The organism is Haloarcula montana (genome assembly GCF_035666295.1).
GTDB classification, from domain to species: domain Archaea; phylum Halobacteriota; class Halobacteria; order Halobacteriales; family Haloarculaceae; genus Haloarcula; species Haloarcula montana.
Genome location: NZ_CP142027.1, coordinates 1931647 through 1955246 on the forward strand (window position 1 = coordinate 1931647; position 23600 = coordinate 1955246).

Sequence of the window (23600 nt, forward strand, 5' to 3'; positions counted from 1 at the left end):
CGACGGTGACACTGATGCCGGTGGCGTGCCCACCTGTGGACCGGCGACTGGAACCCGAACCGGCGGCGCTACTCCAGCACCGATTTCGGGCGTTTGAGGTAGAACTCCTGGTCGAGTACCCGCTGGAACACTTCGTTTAGCGTCTCGACGGCCGCCGGGTCCGGGTCGAACTGGATGTGGGGCGCCAGGTGATAGCCCTTCGCTCCCGTCAGGAAGAAATACAGCGTCCGGTGGTGGAGTGCGGTCGCGTCGACGACGCCGACGGTGGCCCCGTCTACGGCCTCGGCGAAGTCGTTGAGCGTCGAGGCGATGTCGTCGTGGAGCCGGTCGTCGGGCCGTTCCAGGGTCGTCCCGAACGTCTCTTCGAGGAAGTCGCTGGTCGCCCGCAGGAACGGGTTGCTGTCGATCCCGGTCGGATCGACCGCCGCGAACGTCTCGTAGAGCGACAACAGCGTCTCCAGTTCGGCCGCCGTCACTGCGATCGGGCGTACCGGCTCGCCCTGTGGGAGCGAGTAACTGGGAAACGAGTGTGACTGTGGGTCCGGGACCTGCCCGAACACCGAGTCCAGGGACATACCCGTACTGGGCGCTGGAGTGTCTAATCTTTTGGTGTCGCTCAGGGACGACGGTCGTCCAGCGCCGCCAGCAGCCGGCTCCCGTAGGCGACCCGAAGCACCGAGGTAGCGTCGCCGGCCTCGAAGACCAGGTCGTCGTGGGACCGGACGTGGGCGAGGACGCCGCTCGACGCGTGGTCGGGCGCGGCAGCGATGCCGGCGTCGCGCTCGGCGACCCACTCCATCACGCGGAGATCGCTCTTGCTGTCGCCCATCACGAGCGCGAACGGGTCCGCGATGTCCAGTACGTCCAGTGCGGCCTCGACGCCGGCGGCCTTGTCCAGTTCCAGACTGACGAGTTCGACGGCGTCGCCCTCGTAGTAGCCCACGTCGATCCGTTCGAGCACGTCGAGGAACGCCTCGGGGACGGCGTCGAGGTCCACGTCGACGGCCTCGTCGTCCTCGAACACCGCTCGGATCTCGGGATCGCGGCCGAAGTAGGTCCTGGCGGCCGCCGCCGGGCGGTCCAGGGCCGTCTCGGTCTCGTCGGCGACGACGCGGCCGATCAGATCACAGAGGTATCCGACCCCTTCGTCGATGACTTCAACGGCGGTCTCGCTGCCGATCTCGGCGTTCGGTTTGAGCGTGACGTTGAACTCGTTGCCCTGGAGGTGGACTCGGTGAGCGAACCCCTCGGGGGCCTCCGAGAGGACGCGCCGGCGGACGGCATCGAAGACGCCGACGATAGCCGGATCAAGGTCCTCGTAGAGGAGCCGTTTGGTGTCCGGACCGTGGCCGGGCGTGAAGACACCGTTGCCGGACTCGTAGACGATGCTGACCGACCCCGATGAGACGATGTCGTTGCCCAGTCCCTGGATGGTGAACCCCTTGACGTTCTCCAGGGTCTGGCCGGTACAGACGACGATGGGGACGCCCGCCTCGTGGAACTCGGTCAGCAGGTGCAGCGTATTGCGGGGGATCTCGTTGTCGGTGTAGCCGGCCGACCGGAGCGTCTCGTCGACGTCCAACACGAGAACGTTGACCGCCCGGTCGTGTTTGGTGTAGAGGTCCAACGCGGTGAAGGCCTCGTCGCGGGTGAGCCGTGCGGCGATCTCGGCGTAGGTCTCGCCGGTGACCGGGAACTGCTCGGCGACGACGGCCTTCCGGCCCTCCAGTTCTTCCTTGATCTCGCCCCACTGTTCGAGCGTGATCGGCGAGTCAAGCGGCGGGAACAGATCGACGAACTCCTGGTAGGCCCGCAGTGTCGCCGTGTCCATGTCCTCGTATAGTCGGTAGAGCTGGTCGTACTGCTCCATCGGTGTCGTACTCCCGCAGTCGCCGTGGGGACACTTCACTCGCCCGGTCGACACGCGGTGGAAAAACGGCCGGTGGCTACGCCTCGTCGCCGCCGTCGGTCAGGAGCTCGATGTCCTCGTCCGTCGCTATCTCGTTGAGGAACGACGGCAGGTCGGGATCGGTCTCCTCGCTCTCGGTCTCCTCGTCGGTATCCAGCGATTCGTTCGCTGTGGTCCACTCGCTATCGTGGTCTCTGTGGTGGCACATTGTCGCTCACCTATCCGGGGCTGAGGACTGATCTATGTTAACGGTTTTCATACTCCGCGTGATAGGCGCGAGCCAGTCACGCTCAAGTCGCTGCGTCCGTTACGAGCGATAATGACCACGCGGGGACCGACATGACCGACATCCAGCAACTCGACGAGCGGACCGTCGAACGCATCGCGGCCGGCGAGGTGGTCGAGCGGCCCGCCTCCGTCGTGAAGGAACTGGTCGAGAACGCTATCGACGCCGACGCCGACCGGGTGGAGGTGACCGTCGAGGCCGGCGGGACCGAAGGGGTCCGCGTCAGCGACGACGGCGTCGGCATGGATCGAGAATCGGTCCAGCGGGCCGTCGAGCAACACACGACCTCGAAGATCAGCGACATCGCCGATCTGGAGGGCGGCGTCGGCACGCTGGGGTTCCGCGGGGAGGCGTTACACGCGATCGGTGCCGTCTCGCGGCTGACGATCACGACCCGACCCCGCGGGGGCGACGTGGGGACCGAACTCGTCGTCGAGGGCGGCGAGGTGACCGACGTGGGACCGGCCGGCTGTCCGGAGGGGACGACCGTCGCCGTCGACGACCTCTTCTACAACGTCCCGGCCCGCCGGAAGTACCTCAAGCAGGCCTCGACGGAGTTCGCCCACGTCAACACCGTCGTCACGAGCTACGCGCTGGCGAACCCCGACGTGGCCGTCTCGCTGTCCCACGACGGCCGCGAGACGTTCGCGACGACCGGCCAAGGCACCCTCCGGGAGACCGTGCTGTCGGTCTACGGTCGCGAGGTCGCCGAGTCGATGATAGCGGTCCACGCGGGCGCGAGCCCCGCGGACCGACGGAGCGGAGAACGAAGTGACCCGCGGAGTGACGGCGACGACCTCCCGGACGGACCGCTGGACGGCGTCTCCGGCCTGGTCTCGCATCCGGAGACAACGCGGGCCGGCCGGGAGTACCTCTCGACGTACGTCAACGGGCGGTACGTCCGGGCAAAGACGGCCCACGACGCCGCGATCGACGCCTACGGGACCCAACTGGCACCGGACCGCTACCCCTTCGCCGTCCTCTTTCTGGACGTGCCGGCCGGCGACGTGGACGTGAACGTCCATCCCCGGAAGATGGAGGTCCGCTTCGCCGACGACGAGGGGGTCCGCGAGCAGGTCCGGACGGCCGTCGAGGACGCCCTGTTGCGCGAGGGGTTGTTGCGCTCGGCTGCTCCACGCGGCCGCTCACAGCCCGAACAGACCGAGATCACGCCGGGACGCGACGGCGCGGCCGGCACGGAGTCGACCGACGCCGCGACTCCGTCCGACGCCACCACTTCGGGTGGAACCGACGACGAGGACACCGCTGCTTCGAGTCCGTCCTCGTCCGGCGCCGCCGGTCGCGGGGCGAGCGGGACGACCGCCGGCGATTCGGGACCGCCGTCAGAGCCCGAGACGGACACCACAGCCACCGACCGACCGGACTCCGCCACGGAAACGGACGCGGATCGACAGCCCGGCGGGGACGCGAGCGTGGATCGCCCGGGGACAGCGACACGGCCGAATTCCGGCGACAGCACCGGGACGGCCGGCTCGACTGACTCCGGTGCCGGCGTCGACCCCGACCGGAAGTTCGCCGGCGGGCACGACCAGGCGCGACTCGGCGGGGACCCCGAGACCGACCACGACCGGCTGCCGTCGATGCGGATTCTCGGCCAGCTCCAGGAGACCTACGTCGTCGCCGAGACCGACGACGGGCTCGTGGTGATCGACCAGCACGCCGCCGACGAGCGGGTCAACTACGAGCGACTGCAGGCGAAGTTCGACGGCGAGACGACCACACAGGCGCTGGCCGAGCCGGTCGAACTGGAGCTCACTGCCCGAGAGGCGGCGGTGCTGGCCGATCGAACGGACGCGCTGGCGAGCCTGGGCTTTCACACCGCTCGGACCGGCGAGCGAACTGTCGAGGTACGCACCCTCCCCGGTGTCATCGCCGACGCCGCTGGACCGGAGATCGTCCGGGACGTGCTGGGGGCGTTCGTCGAGAGCGCCGACGAAGCCGCGGCGACGGTCGAGGCGGCGGCCGACGAACTGCTGGGCGACCTGGCCTGTTATCCCTCGGTGACGGGCAACACCTCGCTCGCGGAGGGGTCGGTCCGAGAGCTATTGGCGGCGCTGGACGACTGTGAGAACCCCTACGCTTGCCCCCACGGTCGACCGACGATCATCGAGATCGATCACACGGAACTGCAGGACCGCTTCGAGCGGGACTACCCGGGCCACGGCGGCCGCCGGGACTGACCGCGTTCGTTCGGGGTGCCCGCCGGTCGGATTCACCGAGGGAGGCGTGTGAACTAAGTCGGATACTGCCGATTGGCGTGGTATGACACTCGTCAGCTTCGGTGAGACGGCCCTTCGCTTTGCCCCGCCGGAGGGCCACCGATTCGAGACGGCCCGAGAGGTGTCCCTGCGTGCGGACGGGACCGCGAGCAACGTCGCGACGACGGCCAGTCGGCTCGGGACCGAGAGTGTCTGGCTCTCGAAGCTCCCGGACACGCCGCTGGGTCGGCGTGTCGTCGCCGAACTCCACGAACACGGGTTGGAGACGGAGGTCGTCTGGTCCGACGACGGCGATCGACAGGGGCTGACCTTCTACGAGGACGCTGCGCCGCCCCGCGAGGATCGGCTCATCCAGGACCGGGAGCGCGTCGCGGCCGCGACGATCACGCCCGGCGAACTGCCGATGGACGTGATCCAGGCTGCCGACGTGGTGTTCGCCGCGGGGTCGACGGCCGCGCTGTCGGACACCGCCGCCGAGACCCTGGGGGCAGTCTTGCGGGCCACCTCCGGCGCCCGAGCGCTCGATCTGGACTTCGACCCCGGGCTCTGGGACGCCGACACGGCCCGTGAGCGCCTGGAGCGTCTCTTCGACGCCGTCGACGTCCTCTTTCTCAACGAGGCGGAGGCGACGACCGTCTTCGACCGCAGCGGTTCTCCACGCGAGTTGACACACACGCTCGCTTCGTCGTACGACTTCGACTACGTCTTTCTCACGCGTAGCGAACACGGCGCGGTCGCGTACCACGACGGCGTCGTCCACGAACGTGACGCAATCGAGACCGATATCGTCGACAGCTCCGGCCAACACGACGCGTTCGTCGGGGCGATTATCGACCGACTGATCGCCGGCAGCGCGACCGACGAAGCGCTGCTGTACGGGACTGCCGCCGCCGCGCTGGCACGGACCATGCCCGGTCCGTTGGTCCCTATCGAGGCCGAGGAAGTGGCGGCGCTGGTCGACCGGGAAACGTCGGGTCGCCGATAATCTCATCCTGCCGACAGAGATTTACGGCCGCCACGTGTCATCCCGACTATGCACACACCGTGGCGGTCGCTCGCTGTCTGTCTCCTCGCAGTGGGGTTGACGGCGGCACTCGTCCCCGCTCCTGCTGTCGCACAGTCTCAGGTGACACTCACCGTCACTGTCGTCGACCAGGACGGTGACCCCGTCAGCGGTGCCGGCGTCTCCGCGACGTGGAACGACGGCGGCGGCCCGGTCAACGAGACGACTCGCGCCAGCGGCCAGGCGCTCGTCGACGTTCCCGAGGGAGCGGATGTCACGATCACCATCGACGACGACACCTACGTCCGGAACACGCCGGTGTCGGTCGAAGACGCCTCCAGCAGGGAGGTCCGCGTCGAGGTTTCGGAGGCGGCCGTCGCCACCATCACGGCCGTCGACGGTAACGGCCAACCGGTCTCCGACGCCCGCGTGACGCTGTATCGCTCGGGCAAGTTCGTCACCGACCGATCGACCGACGAGGACGGCCGGATCACCTCACAGCGCATCGAGGAGGGGGAGTACCGCGTCACCGTCTCCAAGGCCGGCTACTTCGACACCCGGGTCACCCGCGTCCTCGAAGGCCAACCACGTCGCGAAATCACGATCGAAGAGGGGTCGGCGCTGGTCACGTTCACGGTCATCGACGACCACTTCGAGGAGCCCCAGCCGGTGCGGAACGCGACGGTCACGGTCGGTTCGGCCGGCTCGGTCCAGACGCTCTCGAACGGTGAGGCGACGATCCGCGTCCCGGTCAACGACCAGTACCGGACGACGATCACCAAGGACGGCTACGAGACGGTTCGACAGACTCTGACAGTCCGGGAATCCGAGACGGCGCTCAACGCCACCATCCAGCGGACGCCGCGGCTCAACCTCAGTTCGGACAACCGGCGGATCGTCGTCGGGGAGACGGCCCGCCTGACTGTTCGGGACGAGTACGGTGATCCCGTCGAGGGGGCGACGGTCGCTCGCAACGGGAGTTCGATCGGGACGACGAACGCGAACGGCGTCCTGACCGCCGAGATACCGAGCGCCGGGCCGGTCGAGTTCTCCGCTCGGTCGGACTCGCTCTCGACGAGTATCGTGGTCGAAGGCGTCCAAAGCGGGGACGAAGGGACGCCCACGCCGACGCCGACCGCGACTGCCACGCCGACCGCGACAGCGACCCCGACACCGACCGACGGCCCCGGCGGGCTGATCGAGGTCGACGGTCCCGGCTTCACGCCTGCCCTCGCCGTCCTCGCCGTGGCGCTGCTGGCGGCGCTGGCCGCCCGGCGACAGTAACGGGACGCTTTTGCCTCCCAAGCCCCCATCCGGGAGCGATGACTGTTCTCCAGGACGTCCACGAGGCTCACGGGGCGACGTTCCGGTCCGTCGGCGGCCGCCGCGTCGTCGACACCTACGGCCGCCCCGAGCGGACTCACCGGGCGGTCCGCAACGTCGTCGGCGTCTGTGAGTTCGGCTACGGCGTCCTCGTCGTCACCGGCGATGATCGTATCGACTACGTCGACAACGCCGTCTCGAACCGCGTCCCCGACGGCGACGGCGAGGGGTGTTACGCGCTTCTGCTGGACCCACAGGGCGCCGTCGAGACCGACATGTACGTCTACAACGCCGGCGAGCGCCTGCTGGTGTTTACCCCACCCCAGCGGGCCGAACCGCTGGCCGAGGAGTGGCGCGAGAAGACGTTCATCCAGGACGTCGAGATCACCGTCGCGACCGACGACTTCGCCGTCTTCGGCGTCCACGGCCCGAAGGCGACCGAGAAGATCGCGAGCGTGCTCCACCAGACCGGCACGCCCGAGGCCCCGCTGTCCTTCGAGCGGGGGGAACTGGGTGACGCCGGCGTGACGGTGATCCGCACCGACGACCTCTCCGGCGAGGAGAGTTTCGACGTGGTCTGTGGCGCCGACGACGCCGAACGCGTCTTCGACACGCTGGTCAACCGCGGGCTCAACGCCGTTCCCTTCGGCTACCGAACCTGGGAGACGCTGACCCTGGAAGCGGGGACGCCGTTGTTCGACACCGAGATCGAGGGTGCGCTCCCCAACGACCTCGGACTACGGACCGCGCTCGACTTCGAGAAGGGCTGTTACGTCGGCCAGGAGGTCGTCTCGCGGATCGAGAACCGCGGCCACCCGCGGACGCGTCTGGTCGGCCTCCGTGTCGATGCCCTGCCCGAGGCTGGCGCGGCGGTCTTCGCCGGCGACGACCACGTCGGATCGGTGACCCGCGCCGTCGAGAGCCCGTCCCTCGACGCGTCGATCGCGCTGGCGACCGTCGACTGGGAGCTACCCGAGGAGGACCTGACCGTCCGCGTCGACGGCAGCGAGGTCGGCACTACCCTCGCTGACCTGCCGTTCGTCGATGGCTCCGGCGACTCGGCGCGGCGGCCCCGCTACGCGTAACCGGTGTCGTCACCGCGCGCGTCGGCGTCCCCGAGATACCCCTCGATAGCGACCAGGGCGGTGTAGGCGGAAAACGCCGCCAGACACATCCCGCCGAACTGCGTGGTCGCGGTCAGTGCCGGCCCGACGGCCTCGTACTGCAGCGGCGCGACGATGAGCCAGCCACCCAGCGCCGTCGCCATCACGCCCGCGGCGAAACGGGGCCGCCCGCGGTCGCGGATCGTCTGTGCGTTCTTGCCGGCGAAGACGGCCCCGACGACGGCCGACAGTGTGACGCTCCCGCGGATGCCGGGGCTGGCACCGAGCGCCAGCGGCGCGACGAACGCGACCAGACAGCCGAGCAACGCGACTGCGGCCGAAGCGGTCGTAAACCGTGATGTCTGCATGACCAGTGGTTGTTGTGGTCGGGATAAATAGCTTCTACCAACTTCGGTGGCCCACCGACGGCTGGCGGTTCACTCGGTCAGCGGCAGGATGATCCCGAACACGAGCGGCGACAGCAACCCGATCAGGATCCCGAACGCTTCCATGTTCGTCAGGAGGAGCTGTTCCCAGCCGGGGAGCGGACCGGCGACGGCCTGTCCGACCGTCTCGCCCAGCGCACCGACGACGAACAGGCCGGCGCCGAGGAGGAAGCCCCGCTTGGCCATCGTCGCGTGGTCCATGTTCCGTGTTTGTACCATACGCTGTGGGCCACGCTCCGTCGTAAAGACCGTTTCTGTTCAGCGAAAGGATTACAACGACCTCCCGCATACCAGTCGTCGATGAACGGAATCGTCACGGAATCGCTGGTGGAACTCCTCGGAGTCGTGATCTCCGCTGTCGCCGCCGGCGTTCTCACCGTCGTCGGTGCACTGGCCGAAAACGCCGGACTGGCCGACCTGCTGGCCGGACAGTCCGTCTTCGGGCTCTGGGAACTGGGAATGGGTGCGCTCGCACTGTACGCCGGGATCTATCTGCTCGGCTACAAGCGAGTGGTGGTGCCGGTCGGTCAGTCGCTGGCGAACTGAGTCAGGACCGCGACAGCAGCGCCTTCAGTTGCTCGCGCGAGAAGACGGTCGTCGGGCGGTCCATGTGGACGCCGATCTCCCCTTCGAAGAGTTTCATCCCCAGCCGCTGGATCGGCTCCGGGACCGAGTAGCCCGCCCGGACCGCGTGGCCCAGCCTGATGTCGGTCCGCAGTTCCGCGCGCCAGGCCCGCTCGTAGTCCCCCAGCGTCGCGGGGTCGGCGGGATCGATCTCACTCGCGGCGTGGTCGGCGGCGGTCATGCCATAGAGGATGCCCCCGCCGGTGAACGGTTTGGTCTGTGCGGCGGCGTCCCCGATCAGGAACGACCGCCGGCCGGTCACGCGCTCGGGCGGGCCGACCGGGATCAGTCCCGAACAGCGGCGGGTTACGTCGGCGTCGTAGCCCGCCAGGAACTCCTCGAACCGGCCGGGGGCGTCGTCGCCCGGCGGGACCGCCAGGCCGTACTCGACGCCGGCCTCGCCTCGCGGGATTCGCCAGGCGAAAAACCGCGGGACGGTGAGGTGGACGTCGACGAAGTCGCCGTGGTCGACCGTCCCGTCGAACCCGAGGACACCGTGGAGCAACTCGTCGGGCTCCGGCAGCCCCAGTTCGCGTCGCACCCGGCTCTTGGGGCCGTCACAGCCCGCGACCAGCAGCGCGCGGTGGCGCTCGATGCCGTCGGGACCGCGGACTTCGACGGTGACGCCGTCGCGGTCCTCGGTGACCCCGACGACGGTGTGGTCCTGGCGCACGTCGGCGCCGGCCTCGCGTGCCAGCTCGGCCAGGTGGCGGTCCAGCCCGACGCGGTCGATGACGTTCGAGACGGCCTCGTCCTTGTAGAAGGGGTAGTCGTCGCTGCCCGGGCCGCCGGTGTGAAACCGCGCCCCGAAGACCTCGTTCTGGAGGAGGTCGTCCCGCGCGTCGTCGGTGTACTCCCAGATATCCGTACTGACGTGGCCCGAGCAGGCCAGTGGTTCGCCCACCGTCCCCTGCTCGAAGACGACCACGTCGAGCCCGTTCCGGGCGGCCTGGCGGGCGTACCGCGAGCCGGCCGGGCCGGCACCGACGACGGCGACATCGTACATACACGTCGTCAGGGTGTCACGGGGCAAGTACCTTCTCGATTCGACCGGGCGTCAGTGGCTGGCCGCCGGACGGCGACCGCCGCCGCTGCGTTCGGCGATCCAGCCGCCGAGCCGTCCGCCCAGCGCGCCAAAGAGCGCCGAGAAGGAGACGACGAGACCGAGGAACATCAGGGTGAACAGCGCCACCGCGAGCGAGCCACCGACCACGAACCAGGTCGACCCGCTCAGTGCGGTCGCGGCCGTCAGGAGATCCCAGACGATCCACAGCGCCGGGACCGACCCGACGACGCCTGCTCGGAAGCCGACTGGGCTGCTCTGGAGGCCGCGTTGTTTCGCGAGATAGCCGGCGACGATCGCCGCGAAGAACACTGCACTCAGCGACATCTCGGAACCAGACTGCCAGTAGCTGGCGACGGTGAACGGTATCGAGAGGGCACCGCCGAGGAGGGCGTATCGCCAGGTGTCGTTCAACTCGTGGAGGGGACCGATTCGGGTCACACCGAGGTGTTGTCAGCCAGTGGTAATAAATCCCGACGACGCGTCTCTCGGTCCGTCGCTCACTGCGAGCGCCGCCCCATAGTCCGGACAGCATATGTCGCTGTGACCCCTGGCGGCCGGTATGGCAGAGTACAAACCTGGCGTCTGTAACATCGGCAGGGCCGAGCGACGCCGCCGGCGGTTCGCCGGAATCGGCTCGTTCGCGGCTGCTGTGGCCGTCGTCGTCGCCGTCGCTCTCGACACGGTCCCGACGACGGCGCTGTGGGCGACCGTCCCGTTCGTCTTCGGCGGCTGGATCGGCGTCCTCCAGGACTACTTCCGGTTCTGCGTGGCCTTCGGGGCGCTGGCCCGGTACGATCTCACGGGCTCTGGCGGGGGAAGCGGGGCCGCCGCCGAGGCCGAGGCGGTGCGGGCGGACCGCCGGAAGGCGCTGAAGATCGTCCTGTTGGCGGCCGTCGCGACGGCCGCGACCGCGATTCCGCTGTTCGTGTTCGCCGGCACGGTGTGACTCACCGGAGCGCGATCGTGAAGGCGACGGCAGCGAGGAGCAACAACCCGACCGCGAGGGGAGACGTGCTCGTCACTGCGGACCGGTATGTGAGATAGCCGACGCCACCGCCACCGACCAGGATCGCCAGCGTCGAGACGGCGTGGACGAGTTCCACGCGCAAGGTCGGGGCGTCGCGACCGACTTGTCGCCCCAGTCGGCAGGCGTGTCTGGCGGTGACCCAGGAGAGGACGGCGGGGACAGTGGCGGCCAGCAACCACGGTGGCGACCGGCCGGCGGTCCCGGCCAGCAGGACGCCGCCGAAGAGCCCGGCGGCTCCGAGGGTCCGTAGCCAACCGCTGTCACGGGCGACGCCGACGGCGCCCGACAGCGTGCCCAGCAACCCGACGCCCAGCGCCGCGGGAAACGGCCCCACGAGCACCAGCACGACGACGGCGGCGAGGGCGCTGAGGCCGACGCTGAACCGCGGTGGACCGTCGTTCCCGTGGACCTCAGACGAGCGGGACACGGCTACACACCTCCCCGAGTTCCTCCGCCGGGTCCCAGTCGGTCACCGGGATACCGTGGCTGCGGAGCGTGGAAAGTCGCTGTCGGCGAACGAGGCGACCGTACACCCCTTCGACTGTGGCTGCGTCGGTACAGTCCGGACTGACGACGGTGGTGTCGTTCCCGGCCAGTTCCAAGCGACGCGCCAGGTTGACGCTTTCGTCGTCACACATCGGTGAGACGAACAGTACCTGCACGTCCGGGTCGAACCGCGCGGCGAGGCTCGACGCGACATCCTCGCCTGTCGCAGACGCTGTCACCGGCCGCCAGGGGACGGCGTCCCCGCCGGCCAGCAGCGTCCGTAACGCCGCCCGCTGTTCGTCTCCCGCCCGTGGCGGTCGCCAGCAGTCCCCTGCCGTCGTCGCCAGCCCGACCGGGACCCCTTCCGCGAGCAGGCGGCCGACCACCGCGTCCGCGGCGACGGCGGCGTGGCGGGGTGCGGGGACGCCGCCGGGGCTCGCCGCGACGTACGCCGCCGGACGCGTGTCGACGACGACGGCGACGCGTGCCAGTCGCGGTTCGCGGAGCTCTACCGTCGCGAGGTCGCCCGTCTTCGCCCGGTGGTGCCAGTCGATGCGGGCGGGCGGGTCGCCGGGGCGGTACTCCCGGAGTGTGTCGAACTCCACGCCCGAACCGCTGGCGTCGGCCACTTGTTGGCCGGCGTCGAGCGTGACCTGCGACCGTCGCTCGACCGACTCCTCCTCCTGTTTCCCGAAGCCACAGTGGAGCTCCGTCGGGCCGTCGGCGGCCCCGACGGTCGTCACCGTCTCCGTCGCACCGGCGATGTCGCCGACGACGACGGTTGCCGGGTCGAACGTGTGTCGTCCCGGGACGGCCCTGACCGTGTACGAGACCGTCCTGGCCCGTCCCGGACGCAGCGCCGTCGTGAACCGAGGGTGGCCGTCGGCGACCGTCAGCCCGGTCGGTACCCCGTCGATTAGCCGGACGTCGGGCAGGGTCGTCGTGCCGACGTTCTCGACCGTGACCGTGACCGTCACCGCCTCGCCCGGGGCCGGCGTCGTCGCGTCGAGCGAGCGCGACACCGTCAGTTCGACCACCGGCGACCACACCTTCGCTGCCCCGGCCAGCGAGACGCCGAGGGTCGCGGTCAGGACGGTTCCCGGGTAGCCGAGGACGGTCCCGACCGCGCTGGCCAGCAGGACCGCGGCGACGACCAGCCTGGTCCGTCCGGTCGTCCGTTCCCGCGGCAGGTCGTCGGGTGGCCAGTCGGTATCCCCGCCCGTGGCGGCCGGTGGGTCGAGCCGCGCGTCCGGCCGGGGGGTCCCGCCGTCGGCCCGGTCGGCGAGGGCCGTGACGGCGTGGCACGCCCGCTCGACGATCGGCAGTTCGCCCCCTCGACCCGGGAGGTACGCCCAGCGGGACAGCGGCGGACACAGGTCGCCGGCGAAGAACGCGCCCGCGGCCGGGTCGTCGGTCCAGTCTCCCCGTCGGAGCCGCTCGTTCGCGGCCGCGCGCGGGAGTCCCTCGACCCGGGACAGTACGTCCTCGCCGAGGCACTGGAGGCTCGCCCGGAGCCGTTCGCGCGGCGTCGGCTCGTCCGACTCGACGGCGGCGTCGGCGAGTCGCCGTCGACCGACCAGGCCCACGGCGGTTAAGAGCTCCCGGAGTTCGGTGCCCGGGACGCTGTAGGCCGGCCGGGTCTCCGGGGTCGGCAGCGTCACCGACGATTCGTCGTCCCCGAACAGGCGGTCGGCCGCGAGGAGGACCGCTGCGAGCCCGACGGCGACGGTCGCCAGCGTCGCCACGACCCGCGGCAGCAGTGTCCCGCCCGGCACCAGTGCCAGCGTGAGTCCACCCGCTGCCGCGAGGACGCCGACGAGGACGGCCGGCCGACTCCGGGCGGTCACGTCGCTCCCCCCTCTGTCGGCGGGAATCCGAGCCGATCGGCCAGTTCACGGGCTCGCCGTTCCCGGCGCTCCGTCGGACAGGCATCGCCGTACCTGACGGCACAGAACGACTCGGTGAGTGCGCTGACTGCCGGTTCCGGGTAGCCGGCGGCGACCGCCGCCGTCGCGACCTCTGCCGGCGTATCGCCCGCGTCCCCGGCCTCGACCTGCGCACACAACGCCCGCCAGGCGCGGTAGACATCGTTCGTCGCGGGCACGTCACCGGCCAGGGTCACGCGGCTCGGGTCGGGGACGGTCGGTTCCCGTGGGCGCTCCTCGTCTTCCGTCGACTCGGCCTCGTCGCCGCCGGTCAGGCCGTACAGGGCGAGGAGGCTACCCAGGAGGAACAGCCCGAGCCCGGCGACGACCTGCCAGAGCGGCGGCTCCCCACGGGCGTCGGCAGCCGCTGTCGTGGTGGTCCTGGCCGGTGGGGCGACGGTCCCCTGTGATTGGCTCCTGTCGGCCTCCGGAGTGGCCGTCCCGGCGCCGCCGCTCCCGGCGGTTCGCTCCGGCGGCGTCGTGGTCGATTCGACCGCCGGTTCCGTCGAGACGGTGTCGACGGACGCGGCGACCAAGCCCAGCGCGAGGACGGCCAGCGACGCGAGCGCGACCGGGACGAGTCGCCGCACGCTACCGCCTCCGCCGGGGGCGTCTCGCGGCTGTCTCCTCGGGCATCGGCTCACCCCTCCGTCGCCACTCGCTCCTCCGGCGGCGAGACGGTCGGCGCCGGGACGCTGTCGAGGGTCCCCGAGACGACTGCCGCCGGCGTCGTTCCGTCGACCGACGCGTCCGCGGTCAGGGAGAGCCGGTGTGCGAGGACCGGTTCGGCGACCGCGGTGACGTCGACCGGCCGGACGAAGGCCCTGCCGTCGACGATCGCCCGCGCCCGCGTGGCTTCGAGCAACCGCTGTGTCCCGCGGGGCGAGACCCCGACCTCGACGCGCGTGTCGTCGCGGGTCGCCTGTGCGATATCGGTGATGTACCCGACGATGTCGTCGTGGACGGTGACGGTCTCCGGAACCGCCTGGAGTGACCGAACGCGCTCGGGGTCGAGCACCGTCCGCACCGACGGCGTCTGCTCGTCCCGGCGGGTCCGCTGGCGCAACAACCCCCGCTCGGCGGTCGGGTCGGGATAGCCGATGCTCGTCTTGATCAGGAACCGGTCGCGCTGTGCCGCGGGCAGGGGGAACACGCCCTCGCTCTCGACGGGGTTCTGGGTCGCGACGACGACGAACGGGTCGGGAAGGGGGTGAGTCTCGCCGCCGACGGTCACCTGGCGTTCGGCCATCGCCTCCAGCAGCGCCGCCTGGGTCTTCGGCGGTGCCCGGTTGATCTCGTCGGCCAGCACGAAGTTGGCGAATATCGGTCCCTCGCTGAACTCGAAGGCGTCGTCGCTCTCGCGGTACAGTTGGGTCCCCGTGACGTCAGCCGGCAGGAGGTCCGGCGTGAACTGGACCCGTGAGAACGAGAGGCCCAGCGCCGACGCGAAACTGCGGGCGGTCAGCGTCTTCCCGGTCCCTGGAACGTCCTCGATGAGGACGTGTCCCTTCGCGAGGACGGCTGTCAGTACTGTCTCGAGGAACTCGTCGTCGGCGACGACCGACGACGAGACGGTCTGGAGGACCTGTTCGCATTCAGAGCGGGCTTGCGCAACGTCCATCGACCGGTTGTCGACGGGCAAACATGATAGTCATTACGACAGTCGACCCCGACAGTCCCGCTCAGACGACCGCCAAGCCGCGCGGTACCTGGTCGTAGTCGGGGTGCCACTGCCCCACTCGGTGCCAGTCTGCTCCGCCCTCGGATCGGAACAGCCCGCGGTTCGCCAGCGCGTAGACGGCAGTCTCGCTCCCGGCGAGCACCGCCCGGGCCAGTCCGTCCGGGCCCGGGAGGCCGTCCATCGCACGCTCCCATCCGTCGCCGACCGAGCGATAGACGTAGCTCTCCCCGGTCGTCGAGTGGGCGGCCCGGGGGCCGCTCGCGGCCGAGACGACCACCGTCTCCGGGTCGTCCGGATGGACGGCGACGCTCCAGACGTAGCGATGAGCGAGGCCGTCCTGTGGGTGGGTCCACGTCTCGCCGCGGTCGTCAGAGCGGGCGTAGCCGTCGCCGGCGGCGGTGTAGACCCGATCCGGGGCGTCCGGGTGGGTCGCGAGCGTGTGGGTGTCCCGGCGGGCGCCGTCGGGGTGGTCGAGCCAGGTCCGGCCGCCGTCGGGACTCCGGACGAAGGCGCCGGCCTCGACGGCGACGTAGAGGCGGTCGGGGTCGTCGGGTGCGACGGCAAGCCAGCGGACGTGGTGGGTGTGGGGGCGGGGCGGGAACGACCACCGGGAGGCCGACGCCAGGTCGGTCAGTCCGTCGCGCTCGGTCCAACTCTCGCCGCCGTCGTCCGACCGGTAGACGGCGCTCGGCTCCGTCCCGGTCCACACCACCTTGGGGTCCTGCGGATCGACGGTGACGGCGGTCACGCGGTCGCCGGCGTCCAGCGCGGTCCGCCAGGAGCTACCGCCGTCGGTCGTGTACTGGAGGCCGGCGTCGACGGTCCCGACGAACACCCGGTCGGGCGTGTCGGGGTGGACATCGAGACACGCGACGTCGTGGCTCACCAGACGGTCGGTCCAGGCGTCGCCGTCCCCGACGAGGACGCGGTCGGAGAGCGCGGCGTAGGCGGTGTCCATACCGACAGTAGACGGCGGGTCGCCAGAAAACTACCGCCGAGGCCGTCTTCAGTCCTCGGCGACGACGGGTTCGGTACCGAGCCGCCGGTCGAGGAAGTCCGCGAGCAGGCGGAACAGCCGGATCTTCTGGTCGATGTCCGAGGAGGCGTGGCCCTCCTCGCCCAGTTCGGTGTACTCGTAGTCGCCTGCCTCGCCGGCTTCGGCCGCCGCGGTGTAGCCGGCCTCGGCCAGCGCGTCCCGGAACAGACGGGCCTGCGAGACGGGAACCCGGCGGTCGTTGACGCCGTGGAGCATGAACAGCGGCGCCGAGAGGTTCTCGACGTACTGGATCGGCGACCGCTCCCGGTAGAGGTCGGGGTTCGATTCGGGCGTGCCGATGTTCTTCTCCAGCAGTTCGGTCCGGTAGTGAGGCATCGTCGTCTCGTACATCTCTTCGAGGTCGGTCAGCCCGATCCAGGCGACGCCGGCGTCGTACAGTTGCGGGTACTGGACCAGTTGCCAGTACGCCGAGTAGCCGCCGTACGAGCCCCCGAAGACGGCCACGCGGTCCGCGTCGAGCCAGTCGTACTCGTCGAGGACGGACTCGGCGCCGGTCGCGACGTCCCCCTGTTCGGCGCCGCCCCAGTCGTCGTACAACTCACGGACGAACGAGCGGCCCCGGCCCGTCGAGCCCCGGTAGTTCACCTGGAGCACCGAGTACCCCTGCTGGACGAGGAACTGGGTGTACAGGTCGAAGGCCTTGTCGTCCATCCCCCGGGGGCCGCCGTGGGGGTTGACGACAAGTGGCGACGGTCGCTCGCCGGAGTCGTACAGCAACGCGCCGATCTCCAGGGTGTCGTAGGGGTCGTGTTCGACGGCGGCCTGTGGGGTCTCGGGGACGCCGTCGGAGGCGAACGTGCGGTACTCGGCGTCGGCGAACTCCTCGGGCGAGAACGGGCCGTACTCTGCTTCGACGAGCGTCTCCGTCTCGTCGGTCGAGAGGTCGTAGGCCAACAGATCCGGCCGGCGGGTCGGCGTCGTGTGGGTCAGCAGGATCCGGTCGTCGCCCAGCACCGCGTCGCCGGCCAGCCCGAAGCCGGCGACCCCCTCGGGAAGCTCCAGTTCGCGGGACTCGCCGCTCCCGACGTCGTAGACGACGGGCATCTTGGCGGCCTCGCGGGTCCGGACCGCCAGGAACCGCTGGCCGTCGGGCATGAAGAAGGCCGGTTGCTCCTCGCTGTCACCGCCGAACCAGGTCACCTCGTCGGTCCGGCGGTCGTAGACGCCGCTGCGTGTCAGGTCGGCGCTGTTGTCCGAGACGAGCAGGCGCTCGCCGTCCGGTCCCCAGTCGACCGGCGTCGCCTCCGCGCCCGTCTCCCCGAGTTCGAGGTTCCGGGCGTCGGAGCCGTCGGCGTTCGCGACGTAGACGTCGAGGTTGTCGAAGTCGTCGGACTCGTTGGTGGCGTAGGCGACCCGCTCGCCGTCGGGCGAGAGCAGGCCGCCGCGGGCCGCCCGGTCGTAGTCGGTGAGTTTGGTGGTCTCCCCGCTTTCGAGGTCGTGACTGTAGAGGTTCATCTGCCCGTCCCGGGTCGACCCGACCAGCAGCGTCTGGCCGTCCTCGCCGACGTCGGCGAGGACGGTCTGGCCGCGGAACTCCACGACCGGTTCGACCGAGCCGTCCCGGTCGATGGCGTAGACGTCGTTTTGCTCGTCGCCGTCGTCGTCGAGGTGGAAGAACACGCGGTCGCCGTCGGCGTCCCACTCGACGAACCAGCGGGCGTTCCGCGGGACCTCGCCGTCGCTCCACTGGGTGTGCTCGCCGGTCTCGACGTCGAGGACGTGCAGTTCGTTGCGGCCGCTGGCGTCGTAGTAGAAGGCCACTTCGCTCCCGTCCGGGGAGGCCGTCGGGTGTGCCAGCGTCGGGAGACTCGCCAGTTCCTCCAGCACGTCGCCGGGGTCGGTGTCAGGGTCGGACATACTTACCGACAAACTCACGACGCGAAAATATGCTTTCTGCCTACGGGTTCAACGCCACCACCGCAGCCCGACCATCACGAAGACGATCGCTAGCTGGAGGACTCCCTGGAGCCCGCCGAGACGGGCGTTTCGCATCCCGATCTCCGAGATCAGGTCGACGTCGGGGTTCTCCGAGACGACCTGGCGGTAGATGCGTACCTCTCCCGGGAGGATCACGCCGAAGCCCTGGATCGTCAGCAGCGTCACGATGGCCAGCGTGGCGACGATCCAGGGCGAGGTCATCGCGAAGTCGGGCAGAGCGGTCCACAGATACGCGCCGGAGCCGACGACCGCGACGGCAAGCGCCAGCAGCGTCTTCGGGTCGGTCAGCGCATCGAACTGGGCGCCGAGCAACAGGACGACCGGAATCGTCGTCGCCGCGGTCATGAGCGCCAGCCACGGGTCGGCGTTCGGGAACTTCCCGAGCCGGAGCGCGAGCAGGACTCCCCCGGTGATCGTCACCGTCGCCAGCGTCGGCATCAGGAAGGTCATCTTCGGCGTGAACGACTGGAAGAACGACGCTCGCTGCTCGGGTTCCTGGCCGCCCAGCACCGGCCCCAACACCAGCCCGATGAACAGGTCGATCCCGGTCCAGAGGACCCCGGCCATCACGTGAACGTAGGTCAGCGCACGGATGCGGCCGCTCGCGACCGCCGCGGCGAAGGCGAGCAGCGGCACCGCGACCGCCCCGACCGCGAACGCCGGGTTCGCTTGCTGTGCGAGCCCACCGATCCCCCGCTTTCGCGTCGGTTCAGCTGTCGACTGTGCCATGTGTGGGTGTGTCACCGTAGACTAACAAAAACGCAGCGCCGGCCGAGGTGCTGCTGTGCCGTCCAAGGGGCGATTCGACCCCGAGATTAATACGATGTAACGCATCGCAGTACATATGGAGAATATCACGACTCGCATGAGCGACACAGAACTCGATCTGGTAGCGCGACTGGCCGAAGCAACGGGAGAGAGCAGGAGTGAGGCCATCTGACAGGCGCTCCGCCGAGGGGCGCGCGAGGAACTGATACGAGTCGCGCTCCAACAGTATCAGGACGGCACGGTCGGGATGCGCGGTGCGGCCGATATCGCTGGCCTCACGATCGCCGAGATAATGTCGGAAGCGAACGAACGTGGGATCCTCTCGAACTACGACGAGGCCCGTCTTGCCGATGACGTGGACGCGTTGCGATGAACGGCGAGGAACCGGAGCGAACACTGCTTGTCGACGCCAGCGTCTGGATCACGCTCACCGCAGTCGGTCAGACGGAGCTACTGGGCTCGTTCGACGGGCAGATCGTGATTCCGGAGGCCGTCTGTGACGAGATAGATACGGACCCGGCGGCGAGCGCACTCACGGCGGCGATGGGGTCCTGGGTCACCTCGTCGAAGCTCGTCAACACCGACTTGCTCCAGGAAGCAGCGTCACATCTGGGAACGGAGGTGACGGAAGACGAGTTGGCCCTCACTGAGCCGCCTGTCGAGGCCGACGTTGCCCTCTTGGCACACGCACTTCTCCACGACCGACCGGTGCTCGTGACAGACGACAAGCCACTTCGCAAGACGTGCATGGCGCTCTCGATCCGCGTCTCCGGTTCGATAGGTGTCCTGGTCCGTGCCGTCGAGTGCGGAGCGATAACGGCCGACGATGCGAAATCGACACTGTACGCGATGGACGAGGTCGGTGCTCGTCTCAGTGCGACGCTGGTTCGGCGGGCCGAACAGCTGATCGACGACGCAACCGACTAGTCGTCGTCCGCTTTCGCGGCGACCTCGTCTGCGTCCCGGTCGGCGCGTGGCCCCTCTAGGTCGACGCCGGGCAGCAGGTCACGGAGGTACCGGCCGGTGTGTGACTCCTCGGTCCGGGCGACCGCTTCGGGGGTGCCCTCGGCGACCAGTCGACCGCCGTGTTCGCCGCCCTCCGGCCCGAGATCGACGATGTGGTCGGCGTTTTTCACGAGGTCGAGTTCGTGCTCGATGACGACGACCGTGTTGCCGTCGTCGGTCAGGCGGTGGAGCACGTCGATGAGTTTCCGCTCGTCCGCTGGGTGGAGGCCGGTGGTCGGCTCGTCGAGTAGATACAGCGTCTCGCCGGAGTCCTTCTTCCCCAGTTCCTCGGCGAGTTTGATCCGCTGGGCCTCGCCCCCGGAGAGGGTCGTCGACGGCTGGCCGAGTTTCATGTAGCCCAGCCCCACGTCCTTCAACAGTTCCAGCCGGCGGCGGATGCCGCTGTGGCTCTCGAAGAAGTCGTGGGCCTCGTCGACAGTCATCTCCAGCACGTCGGCGATGGTCGCGCCCTTGTACTCGACGTCCAGTGTCTCGTCGTTGTAGCGGGCGCCGCCACACTCCTCGCAGGGGACCTCCACGTCCGAGAGGAAATTCATGTCGATGGTGACTGTTCCCTGGCCGCCACAGCCCTCACAGCGACCGCCCTTGACGTTGAAGGAGAACCGTCCTTTCTCGTAGCCCCGCTGTTTCGAGAGGCTGGTCTCGGCGAACAGCTCCCGGATGTGGTCGAAGACGTTCGTGTAGGTCGCGGGGTTCGAGCGGGGCGTACGGCCGATCGGGGACTGGTCGATCAGCCGGACCGTCTCGATCCGGTCGATCCCCTCGATGGCGTCGTGTTCGCCGGGGTTGACGTCGGTGTCGTTCATCCGCCGGACGAGTCCCTTGTACAGCACGTCGTGCATCAGCGTCGACTTCCCGGAACCGGAGACGCCGGTGATGGCGGTGAACGTCCCCAGCGGGAACTCGACGTCCAGATCCGCGAGGTTGTGCTGACGCGCTCCCCGGACCGTGAGGGAGCTGTCGGACTCGCGGCGCTCGTCGGGCACTGGAATCTGGCGCTCGCCGGCCAGGTAGTCGCCCGTGATCGACGCCTCGGCGGCCATCAGTTCCTCCTGTGGCCCGTTGACGACGATCTCCCCGCCCTGTTTGCCCGGGCCGGGACCCATGTCGATGACGTTGTCGGCCCGGCGCATCGTCTCGGTGTCGTGTTCGACCACGAGCAGCGTGTTTCCGAGGTCCCGCAGTTCTTCGAGGGTATTCAGCAGTCGGTCGTTGTCCCGCTGGTGGAGCCCGATCGACGGCTCGTCGAGGACGTACAACACGCCCACGAGACCCGACCCGATCTGGGTGGCCAGCCGGATGCGCTGGCTCTCCCCGCCCGAGAGGGTCGCCGCTTCGCGGTCCAGCGTCAGGTACTCCAGGCCGACCTCCTGCATGAACCCCAGGCGGGCGCGGATCTCCTTCAGGATCTCCGCGGCGATCTTGGTGTCACGGGCCGAGAGGGTCGCCTCCATCTCCTCGAAGTGGGCCAGGGCGTCGCCGATGGACATCCGGTTGACCGCGGTGATCGAGGTCCCGTCGACCAGCACTGCGCGGGACTCGGCTTTCAGCCGGGTGCCCTCACAGGCCGGACAGGTCGTCGTCGCCATGAACTCCTCGATGTGCTCGCGGGCGCGGTCGGAGTCGGTCTCGACGTGCCGGCGTTCGAGGTTCGGGATCACGCCCTCGAACCGCTCGGTCTTCTCGCGGGTCCCGTTCTTGGTGGTCCACTCGAAGTGGACCAGGTCGTCGGTGCCGTAGAGGAACTGCCGCTGGATCGACTCGTCCAGTTCCTCGAAGGGCGTCTCCAGGGAGACGCCGAAGTGGTCCGCGACGTTGTCCAGTTGCCGGGAGTAGTAGGTCCGGTCGTAGCTCCAGGGCTCGAAGACGTGCTTGAGTGGCTTGCCGGGGTCGGTGATCACCAACGCCTCGCTGACCTCTTTCGTCTCGCCCAGCCCCTCACACTCCGGACAGGCGCCGTGAGGCGAGTTGAACGAGAAGGAGCGGGTCTCGATCTCCGAGATGTCGATCCCACAGTGTGTGCAGGCGAGGTCTTCCGAGAGTTCGACGACGAGGCGATCGTCGCTTTGGGCTGCTGTCGCCTCGTCCTCGGCGTCCCCGAGGGCGCCTGTCGACCGCGCCGTCGACCCGCCCAGCGCCTCGGCGGCGCCCTCGGGTGGCTCCGGGACGACGACCTTCAGCGTCCCGTCGGCCTCTTCGAGGGCCGTCTCCACGGAGTCGGTGATCCGCGAACGGGCGTCGGGTGCGACTTTCACGCGGTCGACGACCACGTCGACGGTGTGGTCGTAGTTCTCGTCGAGTTCGGGTCGGTCCAGCGTCAGGTCGTAGCTCTCCCCGTCGACCTCCACCCGGGAGTATCCCTCGCTCACGAGGTCGTCGAACAGGTCCTCGAAGGCGCCCTTCTGATCGCGGACCACCGGCGCACAGAGTTTCAGTCGTGTCCCCTCCGGGAGATCGAGGATACGCGAGACCATGTTCTGGGCGGACTGTTCACCGACCTCGCGGCCACACTCCGGACAGTGAGGGACCCCGACGCGGGCGTACAGCAGGCGGAGGTAGTCGTGGAGTTCGGTGACGGTCCCGACCGTCGACCGGGGGTTGTTGGCGGCGTTCTTCTGGTCGATCGAGATCGCCGGCGACAACCCCTCGACGTTTTCGACCTGGGGTTTGTCCATCTGGCCCAGGAAGTTCCGGGCGTAGGCCGACAGCGACTCGATGTAGCGGCGTTGTCCCTCGGCGTACACTGTCTCGAATGCCAGAGAGGACTTGCCCGACCCCGACAACCCCGTGACGACGGTGAGTTCCTCGCGGGGGATCTCCACGTCGACGTCCTTGAGGTTGTGCTCCTCGGCACCGCGGACCTCGATGACGTCCTTGCTCATCTATGGGGTTCCCAAGGACGGTGGCCGTGAAACCCTGTCGGTTCCTGTCCGTCTCCGGTCACTCGACGGGCCGAGAGCCAGTTCCGTGCGTAGGTTTCGGTACCCGCCGCCGATATATTACGTGTCTCGTGGTCCGGAGAATGGGATCAGACGGTTCTATACGACTATATATCTGGTTTTGTTACGTCCATTACAACTAAGTGACTGTGTATCGAGGGTCGAAAATATGAGTACGACTGGTACGTACGACATCACAGGACTGGACCTGAGCGACGACAGCTACACCGTCGAACAGAGCCTCGTCCGCAACAAATACAAGGCGATGGACAGGAACGGCAACGTCGTCCTCCGCGGGAAACAGAAGATGTTCAAGGCCAAGGAGTCGTTCCCCTTCGTCGACGGAAACGACAACGACGTTTTCGAGGTCAACGCCGGCAGCATGCTCGACGTCGCGGGCAACTACACGCTGACCGACTCACAGACCGACGAGGACCTCGTGGTCCTCGACAACGACTTCTCGATCCTGCAGGACACGTGGCGCGTCCGCGACGCCCAGACCGAGGAGGTGCTGGCACAGATCGACTCCCAGGGTGCCGCGATCACGCTCGCCCGTCACTTCCTCCCGTTCGGCCAGTGGATCCCCCACAAGTACGAGATCACCGACAGCGAGGGCGGTCACGTCGGCAACATCGACGGCCAGTTCTCGATGAAAGACCGGTACGACATCACGATCGACGACGCCAGTTCCGTCCCGAAAGAGGTCATCATCGCGGCTGCGATGGTCATCGACGCCATCCAGGGGAACTGAGG

General features: G+C 68.9%; 24 protein-coding genes. 9 read left to right on the top strand and 15 right to left on the bottom strand.

What is annotated here, in order from left to right:
• Positions 1-68: 68 nt before the first annotated feature.
• The 3 genes from VJ109_RS10105 to VJ109_RS10115 form a co-directional block, all read right to left on the bottom strand.
• Positions 69-575, bottom strand: coding sequence for a hypothetical protein (locus VJ109_RS10105; protein ID WP_324756483.1), 507 nt, complete (start codon positions 573-575; stop codon positions 69-71).
• Positions 576-616: 41 nt separating this feature from the next.
• Complete coding sequence (locus VJ109_RS10110) at positions 617-1870, bottom strand: HAD family hydrolase (RefSeq protein ID WP_324756484.1); 1254 nt, start codon at positions 1868-1870, stop codon at positions 617-619.
• 76 nt (positions 1871-1946) lie between these two features.
• A complete protein-coding gene (locus tag VJ109_RS10115) occupies positions 1947-2117 on the bottom strand; it encodes a hypothetical protein (RefSeq protein WP_324756486.1) in 171 nt (56 codons plus the stop codon).
• Between the two features lie 131 nt (positions 2118-2248).
• Here VJ109_RS10115 and mutL point away from each other — a divergent pair, with 131 nt between their 5' ends.
• The 4 genes from mutL to ygfZ all read left to right on the top strand — a co-directional run bounded on the left by mutL (position 2249) and on the right by ygfZ (position 7846).
• Positions 2249-4396, top strand: a complete 2148-nt coding sequence (gene mutL, locus VJ109_RS10120; protein WP_324756487.1) for a DNA mismatch repair endonuclease MutL — start codon at positions 2249-2251, stop codon at positions 4394-4396.
• 82 nt (positions 4397-4478) lie between these two features.
• The gene (locus VJ109_RS10125) at positions 4479-5420 is read left to right on the top strand and encodes a sugar kinase (RefSeq protein WP_324756489.1); all 942 of its coding nucleotides are present in this window, start codon (positions 4479-4481) and stop codon (positions 5418-5420) included.
• Between the two features lie 48 nt (positions 5421-5468).
• Entirely contained in the window at positions 5469-6722 is a 1254-nt protein-coding gene (locus VJ109_RS10130; protein ID WP_324756490.1) for a carboxypeptidase regulatory-like domain-containing protein, read from the top strand.
• 38 nt (positions 6723-6760) lie between these two features.
• Positions 6761-7846 carry a CAF17-like 4Fe-4S cluster assembly/insertion protein YgfZ gene (gene ygfZ / locus VJ109_RS10135; protein WP_324756491.1) on the top strand — a complete coding sequence of 362 codons (1086 nt, stop codon included), beginning with the start codon at positions 6761-6763 and terminating at the stop codon, positions 7844-7846.
• Here ygfZ and VJ109_RS10140 read toward each other — a convergent pair.
• Both VJ109_RS10140 and VJ109_RS10145 read right to left on the bottom strand, forming a co-directional pair.
• Complete coding sequence (locus tag VJ109_RS10140) at positions 7837-8232, bottom strand: hypothetical protein (protein ID WP_324756492.1); 396 nt, start codon at positions 8230-8232, stop codon at positions 7837-7839. The genes ygfZ and VJ109_RS10140 overlap by 10 nt on opposite strands.
• Before the next feature lie 69 nt (positions 8233-8301).
• Positions 8302-8529 carry a DUF7860 family protein gene (locus VJ109_RS10145; protein ID WP_324756494.1) on the bottom strand — a complete coding sequence of 76 codons (228 nt, stop codon included), beginning with the start codon at positions 8527-8529 and terminating at the stop codon, positions 8302-8304.
• Positions 8530-8610: 81 nt separating this feature from the next.
• Between VJ109_RS10145 and VJ109_RS10150 the strand changes: the two genes are divergently transcribed.
• The gene (locus VJ109_RS10150) at positions 8611-8856 is read left to right on the top strand and encodes a DUF8151 family protein (protein ID WP_324756496.1); all 246 of its coding nucleotides are present in this window, start codon (positions 8611-8613) and stop codon (positions 8854-8856) included.
• Between the two features lies 1 nt (position 8857).
• Here the strand turns inward: VJ109_RS10150 and VJ109_RS10155 are convergent, their stop codons facing one another.
• Both VJ109_RS10155 and VJ109_RS10160 read right to left on the bottom strand, forming a co-directional pair.
• Complete coding sequence (locus VJ109_RS10155) at positions 8858-9940, bottom strand: geranylgeranyl reductase family protein (protein ID WP_324756498.1); 1083 nt, start codon at positions 9938-9940, stop codon at positions 8858-8860.
• Positions 9941-9991: 51 nt separating this feature from the next.
• Positions 9992-10438: a DUF5518 domain-containing protein gene (locus VJ109_RS10160; RefSeq protein WP_324756500.1), complete on the bottom strand. Its 447-nt coding sequence runs from the start codon at positions 10436-10438 to the stop codon at positions 9992-9994.
• Positions 10439-10559: 121 nt separating this feature from the next.
• Here VJ109_RS10160 and VJ109_RS10165 point away from each other — a divergent pair, with 121 nt between their 5' ends.
• Entirely contained in the window at positions 10560-10946 is a 387-nt protein-coding gene (locus tag VJ109_RS10165) for a hypothetical protein (RefSeq protein WP_324756502.1), read from the top strand.
• A 1-nt stretch (position 10947) separates the two neighbouring features.
• On the opposite strand, the gene VJ109_RS10170 is transcribed toward VJ109_RS10165, so the two are convergent.
• The 7 genes from VJ109_RS10170 to VJ109_RS10200 all read right to left on the bottom strand — a co-directional run bounded on the left by VJ109_RS10170 (position 10948) and on the right by VJ109_RS10200 (position 18843).
• Complete coding sequence (locus VJ109_RS10170) at positions 10948-11454, bottom strand: DUF7519 family protein (protein WP_324756503.1); 507 nt, start codon at positions 11452-11454, stop codon at positions 10948-10950.
• Positions 11438-13360 (bottom strand): DUF58 domain-containing protein, encoded by a 1923-nt coding sequence (locus tag VJ109_RS10175; RefSeq protein WP_324756505.1) that lies wholly within the window; start codon positions 13358-13360, stop codon positions 11438-11440. Before VJ109_RS10175 ends, VJ109_RS10170 begins: the two co-directional genes overlap by 17 nt.
• Positions 13357-14028 carry a DUF4129 domain-containing protein gene (locus tag VJ109_RS10180; protein WP_324756508.1) on the bottom strand — a complete coding sequence of 224 codons (672 nt, stop codon included), beginning with the start codon at positions 14026-14028 and terminating at the stop codon, positions 13357-13359. The genes VJ109_RS10175 and VJ109_RS10180 overlap by 4 nt, the downstream gene beginning before the upstream one ends.
• A 50-nt stretch (positions 14029-14078) precedes the next feature.
• Entirely contained in the window at positions 14079-15059 is a 981-nt protein-coding gene (locus VJ109_RS10185; protein WP_324756510.1) for an AAA family ATPase, read from the bottom strand.
• A gap of 61 nt (positions 15060-15120) precedes the next feature.
• The gene (locus VJ109_RS10190; RefSeq protein ID WP_324756512.1) at positions 15121-16077 is read right to left on the bottom strand and encodes a WD40/YVTN/BNR-like repeat-containing protein; all 957 of its coding nucleotides are present in this window, start codon (positions 16075-16077) and stop codon (positions 15121-15123) included.
• 48 nt (positions 16078-16125) lie between these two features.
• Complete coding sequence (locus VJ109_RS10195; protein WP_324756513.1) at positions 16126-18033, bottom strand: S9 family peptidase; 1908 nt, start codon at positions 18031-18033, stop codon at positions 16126-16128.
• A 48-nt stretch (positions 18034-18081) separates the two neighbouring features.
• Complete coding sequence (locus tag VJ109_RS10200) at positions 18082-18843, bottom strand: hypothetical protein (protein ID WP_324756514.1); 762 nt, start codon at positions 18841-18843, stop codon at positions 18082-18084.
• Positions 18844-19129: 286 nt separating this feature from the next.
• Between VJ109_RS10200 and VJ109_RS10205 the strand changes: the two genes are divergently transcribed.
• Both VJ109_RS10205 and VJ109_RS10210 read left to right on the top strand, forming a co-directional pair.
• Positions 19130-19255, top strand: a complete 126-nt coding sequence (locus VJ109_RS10205) for a hypothetical protein (RefSeq protein WP_491745810.1) — start codon at positions 19130-19132, stop codon at positions 19253-19255.
• The gene (locus tag VJ109_RS10210; RefSeq protein ID WP_324756516.1) at positions 19252-19809 is read left to right on the top strand and encodes a PIN domain-containing protein; all 558 of its coding nucleotides are present in this window, start codon (positions 19252-19254) and stop codon (positions 19807-19809) included. The genes VJ109_RS10205 and VJ109_RS10210 overlap by 4 nt, the downstream gene beginning before the upstream one ends.
• Here the strand turns inward: VJ109_RS10210 and uvrA are convergent.
• On the bottom strand, positions 19806-22790 hold the full coding sequence (gene uvrA, locus VJ109_RS10215) for an excinuclease ABC subunit UvrA (RefSeq protein ID WP_324756518.1): 2985 nt from the start codon (positions 22788-22790) through the stop codon (positions 19806-19808). The genes VJ109_RS10210 and uvrA overlap by 4 nt on opposite strands.
• A 226-nt stretch (positions 22791-23016) precedes the next feature.
• Here uvrA and VJ109_RS10220 point away from each other — a divergent pair, with 226 nt between their 5' ends.
• Entirely contained in the window at positions 23017-23598 is a 582-nt protein-coding gene (locus tag VJ109_RS10220) for an LURP-one-related/scramblase family protein (RefSeq protein WP_324756519.1), read from the top strand.
• Positions 23599-23600: the final 2 nt, after the last annotated feature.

Excerpts from the sequence above, each read along its gene's own strand:
- VJ109_RS10220 (WP_324756519.1), top strand. The coding sequence starts at position 23,017 with ATGAGTACGACTGGTACGTACGACATCACAGGACTGGACCTGAGCGAC.
- VJ109_RS10195 (WP_324756513.1), bottom strand. The coding sequence starts at position 18,033 with ATGTCCGACCCTGACACCGACCCCGGCGACGTGCTGGAGGAACTGGCG.
- VJ109_RS10150 (WP_324756496.1), top strand. The coding sequence starts at position 8,611 with ATGAACGGAATCGTCACGGAATCGCTGGTGGAACTCCTCGGAGTCGTG.
- ygfZ (WP_324756491.1), top strand. The coding sequence starts at position 6,761 with ATGACTGTTCTCCAGGACGTCCACGAGGCTCACGGGGCGACGTTCCGG.
- VJ109_RS10115 (WP_324756486.1), bottom strand. The coding sequence starts at position 2,117 with ATGTGCCACCACAGAGACCACGATAGCGAGTGGACCACAGCGAACGAA.
- VJ109_RS10145 (WP_324756494.1), bottom strand. The coding sequence starts at position 8,529 with ATGGTACAAACACGGAACATGGACCACGCGACGATGGCCAAGCGGGGC.
- VJ109_RS10130 (WP_324756490.1), top strand. The coding sequence starts at position 5,469 with ATGCACACACCGTGGCGGTCGCTCGCTGTCTGTCTCCTCGCAGTGGGG.
- uvrA (WP_324756518.1), bottom strand. The coding sequence starts at position 22,790 with ATGAGCAAGGACGTCATCGAGGTCCGCGGTGCCGAGGAGCACAACCTC.
- VJ109_RS10185 (WP_324756510.1), bottom strand. The coding sequence starts at position 15,059 with ATGGACGTTGCGCAAGCCCGCTCTGAATGCGAACAGGTCCTCCAGACC.
- VJ109_RS10125 (WP_324756489.1), top strand. The coding sequence starts at position 4,479 with ATGACACTCGTCAGCTTCGGTGAGACGGCCCTTCGCTTTGCCCCGCCG.
- VJ109_RS10210 (WP_324756516.1), top strand. The coding sequence starts at position 19,252 with ATGAACGGCGAGGAACCGGAGCGAACACTGCTTGTCGACGCCAGCGTC.
- VJ109_RS10140 (WP_324756492.1), bottom strand. The coding sequence starts at position 8,232 with ATGCAGACATCACGGTTTACGACCGCTTCGGCCGCAGTCGCGTTGCTC.
- VJ109_RS10110 (WP_324756484.1), bottom strand. The coding sequence starts at position 1,870 with ATGGAGCAGTACGACCAGCTCTACCGACTATACGAGGACATGGACACG.
- VJ109_RS10190 (WP_324756512.1), bottom strand. The coding sequence starts at position 16,077 with ATGGACACCGCCTACGCCGCGCTCTCCGACCGCGTCCTCGTCGGGGAC.
- VJ109_RS10165 (WP_324756502.1), top strand. The coding sequence starts at position 10,560 with ATGGCAGAGTACAAACCTGGCGTCTGTAACATCGGCAGGGCCGAGCGA.
- VJ109_RS10205 (WP_491745810.1), top strand. The coding sequence starts at position 19,130 with ATGCGCGGTGCGGCCGATATCGCTGGCCTCACGATCGCCGAGATAATG.
- VJ109_RS10155 (WP_324756498.1), bottom strand. The coding sequence starts at position 9,940 with ATGTACGATGTCGCCGTCGTCGGTGCCGGCCCGGCCGGCTCGCGGTAC.
- VJ109_RS10200 (WP_324756514.1), bottom strand. The coding sequence starts at position 18,843 with ATGGCACAGTCGACAGCTGAACCGACGCGAAAGCGGGGGATCGGTGGG.
- VJ109_RS10105 (WP_324756483.1), bottom strand. The coding sequence starts at position 575 with ATGTCCCTGGACTCGGTGTTCGGGCAGGTCCCGGACCCACAGTCACAC.
- mutL (WP_324756487.1), top strand. The coding sequence starts at position 2,249 with ATGACCGACATCCAGCAACTCGACGAGCGGACCGTCGAACGCATCGCG.